At 53.9% G+C, this 12,258-nt stretch carries 11 protein-coding genes and 1 pseudogene; 4 read left to right on the top strand and 8 right to left on the bottom strand.

The features are described from left to right. The first annotated feature begins 33 nt into the window (after positions 1 to 33). From GQA94_RS06575 to GQA94_RS06565, 3 genes are all read left to right on the top strand, one after another. Complete coding sequence (locus tag GQA94_RS06575; protein WP_003292645.1) at positions 34 to 1,407, top strand: heavy metal sensor histidine kinase; 1,374 nt, start codon at positions 34 to 36, stop codon at positions 1,405 to 1,407. Between the two features lie 204 nt (positions 1,408 to 1,611). After that, positions 1,612 to 3,180 (top strand): hypothetical protein, encoded by a 1,569-nt coding sequence (locus tag GQA94_RS06570; protein ID WP_233270224.1) that lies wholly within the window; start codon positions 1,612 to 1,614, stop codon positions 3,178 to 3,180. A gap of 542 nt (positions 3,181 to 3,722) precedes the next feature. Beyond that, a complete protein-coding gene (locus GQA94_RS06565) occupies positions 3,723 to 4,211 on the top strand; it encodes a DUF305 domain-containing protein (RefSeq protein WP_158187312.1) in 489 nt (162 codons plus the stop codon). Here GQA94_RS06565 and GQA94_RS06560 read toward each other — a convergent pair. The 7 genes from GQA94_RS06560 to GQA94_RS06530 all read right to left on the bottom strand — a co-directional run bounded on the left by GQA94_RS06560 (position 4,153) and on the right by GQA94_RS06530 (position 10,539). Next, a complete protein-coding gene (locus GQA94_RS06560; protein WP_233270223.1) occupies positions 4,153 to 4,905 on the bottom strand; it encodes an SDR family NAD(P)-dependent oxidoreductase in 753 nt (250 codons plus the stop codon). The two genes, GQA94_RS06565 and GQA94_RS06560, sit on opposite strands and share 59 nt — an antisense overlap. A 344-nt stretch (positions 4,906 to 5,249) precedes the next feature. Next, positions 5,250 to 5,579 carry a four-helix bundle copper-binding protein gene (locus GQA94_RS06555; protein ID WP_015275568.1) on the bottom strand — a complete coding sequence of 110 codons (330 nt, stop codon included), beginning with the start codon at positions 5,577 to 5,579 and terminating at the stop codon, positions 5,250 to 5,252. 478 nt (positions 5,580 to 6,057) lie between these two features. Beyond that, complete coding sequence (locus GQA94_RS06550; protein WP_003292639.1) at positions 6,058 to 6,867, bottom strand: c-type cytochrome; 810 nt, start codon at positions 6,865 to 6,867, stop codon at positions 6,058 to 6,060. A gap of 9 nt (positions 6,868 to 6,876) precedes the next feature. After that, positions 6,877 to 7,875 (bottom strand): copper resistance protein B, encoded by a 999-nt coding sequence (locus GQA94_RS06545; protein WP_158187311.1) that lies wholly within the window; start codon positions 7,873 to 7,875, stop codon positions 6,877 to 6,879. Further along, on the bottom strand, positions 7,865 to 8,146 hold the full coding sequence (locus GQA94_RS06540; RefSeq protein ID WP_174236879.1) for a hypothetical protein: 282 nt from the start codon (positions 8,144 to 8,146) through the stop codon (positions 7,865 to 7,867). The genes GQA94_RS06545 and GQA94_RS06540 overlap by 11 nt, the downstream gene beginning before the upstream one ends. Positions 8,147 to 8,170: 24 nt before the next feature. After that, on the bottom strand, positions 8,171 to 10,012 hold the full coding sequence (locus GQA94_RS06535; protein ID WP_158187310.1) for a copper resistance system multicopper oxidase: 1,842 nt from the start codon (positions 10,010 to 10,012) through the stop codon (positions 8,171 to 8,173). A 317-nt stretch (positions 10,013 to 10,329) separates the two neighbouring features. Beyond that, positions 10,330 to 10,539, bottom strand: coding sequence for a co-regulatory protein PtrA N-terminal domain-containing protein (locus tag GQA94_RS06530; protein WP_015275566.1), 210 nt, complete (start codon positions 10,537 to 10,539; stop codon positions 10,330 to 10,332). Between the two features lie 424 nt (positions 10,540 to 10,963). Between GQA94_RS06530 and GQA94_RS06525 the strand changes: the two genes are divergently transcribed. Then, positions 10,964 to 11,644 carry a heavy metal response regulator transcription factor gene (locus GQA94_RS06525; RefSeq protein WP_003292635.1) on the top strand — a complete coding sequence of 227 codons (681 nt, stop codon included), beginning with the start codon at positions 10,964 to 10,966 and terminating at the stop codon, positions 11,642 to 11,644. A gap of 90 nt (positions 11,645 to 11,734) precedes the next feature. Here GQA94_RS06525 and GQA94_RS06520 read toward each other — a convergent pair. Next, positions 11,735 to 12,073: pseudogene (locus tag GQA94_RS06520) on the bottom strand (three-Cys-motif partner protein TcmP); the annotation flags it as partial. Between the last annotated feature and the right edge of the window lie 185 nt (positions 12,074 to 12,258).

The following is a 12,258-nucleotide window of genomic DNA, read 5'->3' as shown; positions in this document are numbered from 1 at the left end:
TTTGTGCTTGATGGCCTAACCAGGACCGTACTGATGGGAAAAGTGTCACTGACGAGCAGAATGGCGATAGCTTTCATGCTCGTGGTTACGGTTGTGCTGCTGGCGGCCGCAATCAGCTTTAATTATTTTTGTCAGCTCCATTTCGAACGCAAAGATGCACAAGTGCTTAATGAAAAGGCCGCTGCAGTAGAGCGTACGCTACTCAACAGCTCAGCATTCGGGCCTGAGACCGCTTCAAGGATCGATGCCGTTATTGAGCACTCCTTTGGCTTCGCGACTGCGGTTGTAGTAGACGGTAAGACGGTTTACTCCCATCACAATCTGTCTGAGAGCTTGCTACCTCTTGTCACAGACATCCAAGAGGAACGCTGGACGGTAAGTTTCGGTGGCCACCAGTACAGCGGAATTACCAGAAAAGTAAATCGGTGGGTAGAAGGGCAGGACACTGTTATCTATTTGGCTTTGGATGTAACGCACCGAATCCACTTCTTCGATATGATTCAGCAGTGGTTTGCTTATACGCTTGTCGTTAGTGCACTTCTGAGTGGCGCGTTAGGTGTTGTTCTGATCAGGAAAGGCTTAAAACCAATAGACGAACTGTCCAAGACTTCTTCTACGGTAACCGCCCACTGCTTAGATACCAGAATTCCAACCGAGTCGGTGCCAGGCGAGCTGCATGAACTCGTAGACAACTTCAACGAAATGCTTTCGCGCTTGGACGACTCTTTTCTCAGATTGTCAGGTTTCTCAGCGGATATCGCGCATGAGCTAAGAACGCCGCTGAACAGCATGCTTACCCAAATGGAGGTCGCGCTCTTGCGCGACCGCGAGAATACCGACTACAAAGACATTTTGTATTCCGCCCTCGAAGAACTTAGGCGCATGTCAAAGATGGTCGATGACATGCTATTCCTCGCCAAGGCGGACAACGGGAAGATTACGCCCAATGCCGAAGATGCCAGCATGGCTGAGATTACCGCGAGCGTTATCGAATATTACGAGCTTGCAGCCGAGGACAAAAAGGTAGAAATCGCGCTTTCAGGCGATGGATCGGTACATGGCGATAAATCGATGCTGAGACGGGCCGTCTCAAACATAGTCTCTAACGCAGTTCGATATGCAGAGGAAGGCAGCACCATCAGCGTTGAAATAAGCGAGAGCGGTGGCTCGGTTTGCACAGCCATATCCAACCGAGGCACAACGATTCCAGCCGAGCTTCAGGCCCGAGTGTTTGATCGATTCTATAGGGTCGACACCGCAAGGCGCGAAGGAACCACCATGAATGCGGGCCTCGGCATGGCTATCACTCGTTCGATAGTCGAAGCGCACAAAGGGCGCATCGCTTGCGAATCAGCTGAGGGGCATACGACTTTCACAATGACGCTTCCAAAGCTTATGTCTAGTTAATGGCAGAGTGCCAGCAACGACCCTGACCTACGCTCATAGAAACGCCAGGCTGAACCGAAAGAGGCCGAGACTTTCGAAGCTGTATGTTTGGTTCTGGAGGTTCCCGTGCAAGCGTCCTCATCGAGAAAATGCGGTACGACAGCCGCAGCGCTCAACGAAGCGTGCTTCTGCGTAAGCCTAGATCAAGCTGCGCTCGTAAACTCATTGACCGAACAGCTTGGGAATTCAGAGCTGTCGGAGCTATTGAAGTCACGTTGCCCTCATGTGTTTGCAGCACGACCGGTCTTTGTTTCATCCTTGCGGCTGCGCCAGGTTAATGAGGTTATTCAGGCCATCGAGCAGACCGTGAGCTCGCCCGGTTGGCGTGAGCATGCTCTGGATTCTGCACCTCCTATTGCCCGACACGATCCTCGGGGCGCGCGCGGCGTCTTCTTTGGCTACGACTTCCATCTGGATGATGACAAGCTTGGGCTCATCGAAATAAACACAAATGCGGGCGGAGCGATGCTAAACGTATTGCTCGCCCGCGCGCAGCGTAGTTGTTGCAGCGGCGTAGTCGGGCTTTCGCCAGGTCAGGAAGGACCCGGCGGCTTCGAGCGTTCGATTCTGGATATGTTCGCCCAGGAATGGTCTACGAGCGGCGAGCCACGTCCGCTCACGCGCGTGGTGATCTTGGATGAAAGCCCACAAGCCCAATACCTGTATCCGGAGTTCCTTCTTTTTCAGCGGTTATTCGAGTCAGCAGGAATCGACTGCCTAATCGCAGACCCAGCCGATCTGGCCTTTCACAACGAGTCCCTCTTGGTCGACGGAAAGCCTGTGGATCTCGTCTACAACCGACTCACCGATTTCTATCTGGAAGGCGACAATTGCAGCGCGCTGCGCAGCGCTTATTTGGCTGATGTCGTGACGGTAACGCCACACCCTCAGGCCTATGCCCTTTACGCCGACAAACGCAGGTTGGTTGACCTAACCAACGCACGTTTTTTGGAAGAGATTGGCGTTGATCAGCAAATCCGAACCGTATTGGCCCAATACGTCCCGCTTACCGTTCCTGTCGGGCATGGTAATGCAGAGCACCTGTGGCAAAACCGCCGTAGCCTCTTTTTCAAGCCTGTCAGCGGGTATGGTAGTCGCGGTGCATACCGAGGAGACAAGCTCACCAAGCGCGTTTGGGAAGAAATCGTTGGCGGAAACTACGTGGCCCAGTCCCTTGTAGCTCCTGGCGAGCGTAGAATCGTCGCCGACCCTCAGGTACGATCGATGAAGTTTGATCTGCGCGCTTACGCTTATGCTGGCGAGGTGCAGTGGAACGCTGCCAGGGTCTACCAAGGCCAGACGACCAACTTCAGAACAGAGGGGGGCGGTTTTGCTCCCGTTTTTACCTTAGGCGAGGAAGAGGAGCGAGCCGGTTCTACAGAGCAACGGTCGCACGCCTCGTTCACGTTCTTGCTCGACGAAACCGGCGCCGTAGAGGAACTGCCGCACCCGCTATATCTGGCGCTGGTTCGAGCCGAAATGGCTACTTCTAAGCTTGCCGGTAAGCGTTTCCGATTGGCGGACTGGTATGTGGCAATGGAAGATGGCCATCCTTCCGAAGTCATCCGAGAATTGTACGGCTGGGTTGCTTTCGACGCAGATGGCGCCTACCACCCTGAAGTTGGCCCACCAGAAAATGGTCAGCCAAATAGTATTGGCAATGTTGACTCATCTGCCCTGCCAACACCGGAAGAACATGATCGAATCGAAGGTCTGTTGTTTCAAAGTGAGTGAGGTCCCGCGCGCCACGAAAGGCGCGGCTTGGGACAGAATAACCTCGCCGCTCAGTTTTGGAGCCAGCTACACCCAGCCGTCTTAGCCGCCACACATCTAATGTGCGAATACTAACCCTGCGGTCACACTCGACAAGAACGTGGCATATGCTGGGTGCTGAATTGTTCTCTCCGAGTGTTCTATTGCTCACGATAACTCTTTGGGCTTGCTAAGCCGAGTAGTCGGGTCTCAAGGCTTGAAGGCCATCTTAGTGGGCCCGCTCTTTCGCGCAGTGGTCCATAGCGCGACGTTGGTATTGTCTGCTTATAAGCTATTAGCGATTGATTAGTTCAGGGGAACATTACGCGTAGTACAGCGCTGGCAGCGCTTTAAGCCGGTCTTAAAGCGGTCGATGATTACATTTTTGTAAGCTTCTCAAAAAATCGAAACCTCATCATCTTCGGCTTGTCTGTTTAGGAGAGCATTCGAAAGCCACTTCTAAGCAGGGCTGCGCGAACACGTTGAGTCGCCGATCCAGCAGCAATCATTAAAGAGGTCTAACTATGCAAATGTCTTACTGGCGCTTTGCAGCGATGGTAGCCACGTCTACGATCATTATGTATGGCGTGATGTACTTAAATACTTACTCGTTCGAGCATGTTTTTTGGAGCGAGACTCGCGCTTGGATGGCATTAGTGATGGGCGCGGTAATGGCAGTAGTCATGCTCGCATTCATGCTCAACATGTATAAGCGTAAGTCAGTAAACCTAGCGATATTGGCAGGAAGTGCAGTAGCTTTTACCATTGCACTATGGCTTGTACGTGGGCAAGCGACGGTAGACGACACGGACTACATGAAGGCCATGATCCCCCACCATTCCATAGCAATCCTAACAAGTGAACGAGCTCAGATTTCAGATCCTCGCGTCCGCAAGTTAGCTGACGAAATCATCGACGCTCAGCGCCGAGAAATCGCAGAAATGAAGTCCCTGATCAATGAACTAGAAAGGCAAATTGATTCCCAGAAACGTGTGTCCACAGCCCAGGCATGACGGTGGCGACATTGATGGTCTCGCTACCGCTCAGGCGAATCTCCTCAGCGATTGCCGCGCCGAGATTTATGACGCCACCTTTGGTCGCTGCGGAGGAGGCATGATAAGCCAGCGGTATCTCGCTCTCGACTGAGCCCACGTTGACAAGCGTGCCGAAGCCTTGAGCTCTGAACTGGCGCATGGCTGCGTGGCTGCCATAGATCATGCCCTTAAGATTGACATCCACGATCCGCGCATGGTCCTCGACGGGAACGTCCTCGAAACGACCCAGCGCTCCGACCGCAGCGTTGTTAATCCAAACGTCGATCCTGCCGAAACGCTCGATGGCGGCTCGTGCCAAGTCCTGCATCTCGTTCGGGTTGCTCACGTCGGTGGTCACCACCAGTGCCGATCCTCCAGCCATGCGTATCTGCGCGGCCAGTTCTTCGAGCACGTCGGTCCGGCGGGCCGCTAGCACCACGTCGCCTTGCAGAGCGGCAAGCTTGAGCGCCACGCCGCGGCCGAAGCCACTGGAGGCACCAGTGATGACAAAGGTTTGCGAGCAACGCTTGGCTGGTCGCTTGGTTTCAGGCGCGGGGAAACGGCGCAGCCACTGAGTTGCAGAACGGCGAGCAGTACTAGCAGCAAAGCCAATCGCTGCGATGGGAATATTCGCAAAACCATTTTCGTTTCTCCCAGCAAAATAAGGTCGCATGGCCCGCTTGGTTGTTGTTGGACCGCCTTTTTGCCAGGAGCTTCATGCTAATTCACTCAATTAGTTTCAGCGCTCAATCGGGAGACAGTGGCAAGAGAATAGACCGTTACGGTGGCGATCATCGGTGGCTAAGTAAGAGTTGCTAGCGCGTAACTATCGTATTTCGCTTTGGAATGAAATGCTGCTGGACAGGGATTGATTCGCTCTTGGCAGTTGCGGGTATCGTACGCACTTTTTCGATATGTCATGGAGGCGCGAACATTAAGCGCACCATGGCTTTTCTTATTCTTCGAGGGGCTCTGACACTCCCAATTTAGTAGTGCCAGAGCAGTGAGTTACGGATGTTATCCTGCCATACGCTCACATTCCTCAGCGCAGTTCATGCACGCCTTCGCACACTCTTGGCAATGATCCATTTCATGCTTCGCGCATTCCTCTCCGCATGCACGGCAGATCTTGGCGCAAAGGGCGCAGAACTTCTTAGCATATTCACTTTCGCGGCTCATCAGTGTGGCAGCCAACCTGCAAATGTCCGCGCAGTCGCGGTCAAGCTCGATGCAGCGAGCCATCATTTTTACATCATCCTCGCGTAGGCAAGCAGAGGCGCACATTTCGCACACTAGGGCACAGTTCGAACAAGCTTGGATACAGGATGCGAACATTGAGTTTGTCATTTACGTTCTCCAGGGTTCGATAGTTGTATTTCGTCGTTTGGTTACTGGCCGATATGGCTCATCAGCCTGTTAGCAGACACTGAATTACGACACGCTCCTACCGAGCCCGTTTCGAAAAACCTCATTACAATGTTGTAAGGTAAGTCCAACCGCACCGGGGATCTGCGGGCGCAGTTGGTGGCGATGTGGCCGTCAGATTGCCTGTACGGCTTCGCTAGTCTGTTCGAGATGATTGAGTTGAAAATGAGGGAGCTCCCTGTCGCCACGACTGGGAGCATTCGTTGGGGAACGGCCGGAGCGCAAGCCGCTTAACTAGGTAAGTTACTGGCCTTGCGGCCTAACTTTTAGGAAGGAAGCAATTGCAAAGCCCTCCGGTACCGTTGCGTCGACTAGGATGGCCTAGGGCCGATCCTCTGCTTGCTGAACCGCCTTTCTTAGAGCCTCGATCAGAACCGCATAGGCACACATATACCGGATGTTAGTGCTCGTGTTGCTTCCCGTCTGCGTGCACATGGTTTTTTGAAGGGGATTTGCCTTCCGCATCGGCACTGTCACTGCCATTGCTGTGCTCAACCGCCTGGGGCTCCTCGGACGCATGATGGTCATCGCTTTCGTTATTACCATGATGACCGGAGCCTGATTGGCCGGATGCTCCACCTGTGCTGCTGGAGCCATGGTGATCCGAGCCGCCACTGTCGCCCTGATGGTGGTCGCCCGAGGCCATCTCGCCGTGTTGCTCACTATGCCCAGCTGGGGTCTCCCCACCACCATGCTGGTGACCACCGCTAGACGCAACGAGTGCTCGATACGCTCCTTCATCTAACTCAGGAAGCTTCTGCAGAAAAGCCACCATTCCCCAGATGTACGGGTCAGCCATGCTTTTACCCCACGCGGGCATCCCAGTGGCCTTAATGCCATGCTTGATGACCCAAAATGTTTTTGCTGGGTCATCGTATGGCCCCGCTTCAGCCAGGCTGGGTGGAGCGGGATAAAGGCCATTGCTTAGCTCGGTCTCAGCCATGCCTGGCGCCAAATGACAACCCACACACATCGAGTCGTAGTTCCCCGCCCCGGCGCGGATTTGGTCTTCATCGTCGAGAGATGGCACGACTATGTCTTCGGAGCGAACCTCAATCGAGCGATTGCGAGCAGTTTCCAGGAATGCGTGCACGACTCCCGTATGAGGATCATCCGCGGCAACGTTTATTAGTCCCGAGAAAACAACACCGGCCACCACCAACAGGCCTAGTGCGCAGAAGGCAGCGAAGCTAATAATTATTCTTTTCATCTAGGGTCCTTAAAACCAAAGCCTGATGCCAGCAACGAACCGCGCCTCATCTACGTCTTCGCCTTCATCTCTCGCCATATCGGCGGTATTACCGTATGCCCGGCTCCACGTGACGCCGATGTACGGTGCGAACTCACGAACGATTTCGTATCGGAGGCGGAGCCCCACCTCTGTATTTGCTAGACCAGCGCCCACTCCGCGTGCAGGATCGTCCTTGCCATAGAAATTGAGCTCGGCAGTCGGTTGGAGGATGAGCCGGTTAGTTAGGAGAATGTCGTACTCGCCTTCAAAACGTGCTGCTGTCTGCCCACCTTCACCGACGAAGGCGGTGGCTTCCGCCTCAAACCCATACAGAGCCATCCCCTGGACGCCTAAAGCCGCCCACGTCTGCGGCGACTCGGGCTTAAAGTCCTGGCGAACACCTGCTACTACATCCCACCAGGGACTGATTGCACGCCCGTAAAGCGCCTGAATTTCCGCGTCTTCAGTAACGCCATTCGTTCGCTCACCTTCCGAGCGAAACCAGAACCGATTGATATCGCCACCAACCCAGGCAGTAGCTTCCCAACTGAGGGTGCTACCTTCATTTGCGTCCTGGTACTCAAGTTGATCTAGCAGAAGGAACCAGGCCAGATACTTGTCATGGACCGTATGACCTTGAAGACCAGGGAAAGCCGCTTCTCTATCCGCATCGGTCAATACTGGAATGAACGAGGGATGAACCATGCCGGGCATTTCGAGCGTATCGTCATGCTTCATTTGGCCATGGTTCATCTTGCTATGGTCCATCGCACCATGACCCATTGCAGAATGGTCCATTTGCCCACCGGAGCCATGATTCATTGTCGCGGGCTTGGCAGAAGATGCAGGGGCTTGAGCTGCCGGAATAGGAGGGGTTTGATGCATCGAGTGATCCATCATCTCGGCGGCGTTGGCTATCCGTCCAGCCGCTGCGCTCAACGAAACTCCGAGCGCAATAAGAGCAAAGCGAGAAGATCTAGTGGTCATGGTGCGAATCCACCTCAGTACCAGTAGCCTTCGGGTCATGATCCATCTTGCCATGGTCCATTTCACCATAGCCATGACCCATGTCGCCGTGGTCCATTTCTGAGTTAGAGGAGCCTTGTGTCTGAGATGCCGGCTTGTTGCCTGAATTTTGCGACGAAGCCGATGGTTGCTTGTGCTGATCATGCGTTTGCTCTGCAAACGCAGCTGATATATTCATTACGCCCAGCAGACTGAACATTAACGCGCTGCCGATAAGAGTTTTACGCTTCATAAAATTTCCCATATAAAGTTCCTCTTACTCGTCCACTCGGACTTCACGAAACATGCCCATTTCCATGTGAAGCAGTAGGTGACAGTGATAAGCCCAACGCCCGAGTGCATCGGCTGTCACGCGGTAGCTGCGCTTCGAACCTGGAGGCATGTCGATCGTGTGCTTGCGAACCATGAACTTTCCATTGTCATCCTCAAGATCGCTCCACATACCATGCAGATGAATCGGATGGGTCATCATGGTGTCGTTGACCAAAGTGATGCGTACCCGCTCGCCATATTTGAGCCGCAGGGGCTCTGAATCAGAGAACTCTATGCCGTCAAATGACCAGGAGAACTTCTCCATGTGGCCGGTGAGATGGAGTTCGATCGTCCGACTGGGCTCACGGCCGTCCGGATCGGAGAAAGTGCTTCTCAAGTCGCCATAGGTCAGGACTCGGCGGCCGTTGTCTCGTAAGCCAATACCGGGATCGTTCAGCCTGTGAGTTGGGCTCATGGTCTGCATGTCCACCAGTGGGTTATTGGACTCTGAGGGCGGGTGCGATTGAATATCTGCGCTCATTCCAGCCATTCCAGAGTGGTCCATCCCGGACATCCCACCCATTTTGCTGTGATCCATGCCGGCCATTGCGCCCATGTCGCCCATCCCTTGCATGTCACCGTGGTTCATGCCGGACATGTTGCTATGGTCCATCGCGCCCATGTCGCCGCCATGGTCCATGCCCGCCATACCGCCCATGCTGCCGTGATCCATCCCCATGTCGTTCATGGTGATTAGTGGTCTAGGATCGGTTTCTGGAACAGGAGCGCTCAGCCCTTCGGCAACCGCTAGCGTGCCACGGGCGTATCCTGTGCGATCCATCGATTGGGCGAAGATCGTGTAAGCCTCCTCGGTCGCAGGCTCGACAATCACATCGTAGGTTTCTGCCACGGCAATGCGGAATTCGTCGACGCTAACTGGGTTGACGTATTGGCCATCGGCTGCGACTACAGTCATCTTCAGCCCTGGAATGCGGACATCGAAATAGCTCATGGCCGAGCCGTTGATGAACCGCAGACGAAGCTTCTCGCCGGGCTTAAAGATGCCGGTCCAGTTCCCGTCGGGTGCTTGGCCGTTCATTAGATAGGTATAGGTGTAGCCGCTTACGTCGGCGAGGTCGGTGGGACTCATTTTCATCTGAGCCCACATTTTCCGATTCGCAATCGTAGCGGCCCAGCCGTCTTCGCTCACGTCGTTAATGAAGTCTCCGACAGTGCGCTTGTGGAAGTTGTAATAATCGGACTGCTTCTTGAGCTTAGAAAGGATTCGAGCGGGATCCTCATCGGACCAATCAGTCAACATCACCACATAGTCGCGGTCATAGCTGAACGGTTCGGGATCCTTCGCATCGATGACCAAGGGACCATAGACACCAAGCTGCTCTTGTAGGCCTGAATGACTGTGGTACCAATAGGTACCGTTCTGTTTAACCTGAAACTTGTAGACATACATGCCATCGGGAGCGATGCCGTGGAAGCTCAATCCAGGCACGCCATCCATGTTGGCCGGCAGGATCATGCCGTGCCAGTGAATCGATGTATCTTCGCTCAACTTATTTCTGACTCGCAGCGTGACGGTATCCCCTTCACGCCAACGTAGAAGCGGCCCTGGGATGGTCCCATTGATAGTCATCGCTGTCCGGGCCGCGCCGGTGATATTGACCGGCGTCTCCCCAATCAGCAGATCGAACTCCGTGCCACTTAGTACGCTGGGCTGGCCTGGGCTAGTCACTGCCCAGACCGGAGCTCGCCACAAGCCAAGACCGCCAAGGATGCCTGCGGCAGTCAAGCCTTTAACAAAGGTTCGCCTAGAGGTTTTACGTTGCATGTGTAGGTTCCAATCAAACTAAGGAGCCAAGCCGAAACCAGCCGTAAGGTTGGTGTTGCCAGCGTTAATTGATCTTAGAAACTCGCGCACGGTCTGTCTTATCAAGCGACTCGCCTTTAATCGTAAATATGGCATGCCTAAGAAAGACGCGGGATTACATTTTTGTAAGCTTAAAGCGCTTCAGAAATCGCCCAAAAAATCGCCTGTGAGCATGTCAATCTCCAGGTGGAAGCTGCGCAATGGCTTTTGATTTCCGTGCAAGGATCCGGTTGCAACGATACTCAAGGTGCATGCTCACAGTTGCGTAAGGTTTCGCTTCAGCAATTAGCGTGGGCGTGCTTCGCTGAAGTTGCTTTTGAGGCTACCTCCTGGGCTTGGTCCTTCTGGTCAGCCTGATAACTAGCGATCGCTATTTGGCGAGCCTGCTCCATACGAGCAAAGGTACGATCACCACCACCTTCTGCCATTGCATAGGAAGAGCTTGCTGCGATGGCGAGCAGTACAGAAACGGATCTGAAGAATTTCATTACTTGTTACCTCGTTCGAAGACATGGGAGACCCAGCGCAGCTCCATAAATAGGGGCTTTGGCTTGGTCCTGTGTCTAAGCTAACCGAGCGTTCCTGTCAGAACCCTGATTTAGACATTACGGTTTCGTCAGTAATGCATAAAAGCAGTGAGCCCAAGCGAAAGCGCAGGTAGCGTGCATGGTGCCTTTTCGTTCAGGCAAATAGGTCTTGTTTCCAGCGGGCAAAAAAAGGGCGCCATCTAGGCGCCGATAGGCCAAAGGAGCATGGAAAAGGCCAAAAAGCAGAGTGTGGGAGCAACTGCTGATGTAGACGTTAACGCTACAAGCTGTCAGACAGATGATGCGAGCATTACGTTTCTGTAAGGTACTGGCTGCACGCCCTGACAATCGGCACACTGCTCCAAATGCCGGAGGGAATACTTTCATGAAGCTTCTTGTTGCTGAAGACGAGCCGAAAACAGGCACCTACCTACAGCAGGGGCTTTCAGAGGCAGGCTTCACAGTCGATAGAGTTGAAAACGGGACCGATGCTGCTCAGCACGCGCTTCATACCACATACGACTTGCTCATCTTAGACGTGATGATGCCTGGCCTGGATGGGTGGCAGGTTTTACAGAAAGTCCGCGCTGCTGGTAATGAGGTTCCCGTGCTCTTTCTCACCGCCCGAGACGGGGTTCAGGATCGAGTAAAGGGATTGGAGTTGGGCGCTGATGATTATCTCATCAAGCCGTTTGCCTTCTCCGAATTGCTAGCCAGGATCCGTACGTTGCTTCGCCGCGGCAATAATGTCCCCAACCAAACAATACTCAAACTCCTCGACCTTGAGGTCGATCTGCTCAGGCGTCGAGTTACGCGATCGGGGAAACGAATAGACCTAACTGCAAAGGAATTCGCACTTCTTGAGCTATTACTTCGGCGTCGCGGGGAAGTGCTCTCAAAGTCCCTTATCGCCTCCCAAGTATGGGACATGAATTTCGACAGCGATACCAATGTGATTGAGGTGGCGGTACGACGGCTGAGAGCAAAAATCGATGATGAGTTCGAACCTAAGCTCATACAAACCGCGCGTGGGATGGGCTATTTGATCGACGCGCCAGACCCCTAGAGCGAAATGCTCGGCATTTCACGCGATGGGCCAAGCTACCGGTACCGATGCGGTTAAGGCGAGCCACCGAGCAAGGAGCGGTGCCGAACCTCAGTTCTCCGAGCTGGATTTCTTCAGCTGTGGCACGAAGAAGATGGGTCTCTGCGGGGGAGCTATCAGAATATCACTGGATTTGATGCTAGTGCCCTTGCGACGCCTGGTCTTGCCATCCTTACCGACCGCCAGCAAATCACCGGTCGCAACAGCGATATCGAGCGCCTGCTTTACGCGAAACTCGTCAGCCATGGTGTAGTTGGTCAATCCGCTCATCAGGCCCAAAAAAGGTTGCCGTTCTACCTCGTAGACCTGGTTGGGCAAGAGCTCTGAAAGTTCTCCTCGGACGCGGTCATCGGTGGCATCGTCGAAGTGATGCTCATCCAACAGCAAATCGTGTTTGCATGATGGCGAGCGTTATGAGGTGCATCTCTGTGAGGCCTGCTTTTTCCGAGCGCTGAGTGGTCTCCGCCGCGAGCGTATGGTCAACACCATGTTCGACGAGAATCCCGATAGGACTGGCGATGAGTTCGGCCTTGTGCAGCGGAGCGAATTCTGGAAAGACAACTGAGCTCGGTTCA

Source organism: Stutzerimonas stutzeri (assembly GCF_009789555.1).
Lineage (GTDB): Bacteria > Pseudomonadota > Gammaproteobacteria > Pseudomonadales > Pseudomonadaceae > Stutzerimonas > Stutzerimonas stutzeri_R.
This window is presented reverse-complemented; position numbering and strand designations above follow the sequence as displayed.

What these genes read in the sequence shown, in the direction of transcription:
- GQA94_RS06575 (WP_003292645.1), top strand. Translation starts at nt 34, where the DNA reads ATGGGAAAAGTGTCACTGACGAGCAGAATGGCGATAGCTTTCATGCTC.
- GQA94_RS06565 (WP_158187312.1), top strand. Translation starts at nt 3,723, where the DNA reads ATGCAAATGTCTTACTGGCGCTTTGCAGCGATGGTAGCCACGTCTACG.
- GQA94_RS06560 (WP_233270223.1), bottom strand. Translation starts at nt 4,905, where the DNA reads ATGCGACCTTATTTTGCTGGGAGAAACGAAAATGGTTTTGCGAATATT.
- GQA94_RS06555 (WP_015275568.1), bottom strand. Translation starts at nt 5,579, where the DNA reads ATGACAAACTCAATGTTCGCATCCTGTATCCAAGCTTGTTCGAACTGT.
- GQA94_RS06550 (WP_003292639.1), bottom strand. Translation starts at nt 6,867, where the DNA reads ATGAAAAGAATAATTATTAGCTTCGCTGCCTTCTGCGCACTAGGCCTG.
- GQA94_RS06545 (WP_158187311.1), bottom strand. Translation starts at nt 7,875, where the DNA reads ATGACCACTAGATCTTCTCGCTTTGCTCTTATTGCGCTCGGAGTTTCG.
- GQA94_RS06540 (WP_174236879.1), bottom strand. Translation starts at nt 8,146, where the DNA reads ATGAAGCGTAAAACTCTTATCGGCAGCGCGTTAATGTTCAGTCTGCTG.
- GQA94_RS06535 (WP_158187310.1), bottom strand. Translation starts at nt 10,012, where the DNA reads ATGCAACGTAAAACCTCTAGGCGAACCTTTGTTAAAGGCTTGACTGCC.
- GQA94_RS06530 (WP_015275566.1), bottom strand. Translation starts at nt 10,539, where the DNA reads ATGAAATTCTTCAGATCCGTTTCTGTACTGCTCGCCATCGCAGCAAGC.
- GQA94_RS06525 (WP_003292635.1), top strand. Translation starts at nt 10,964, where the DNA reads ATGAAGCTTCTTGTTGCTGAAGACGAGCCGAAAACAGGCACCTACCTA.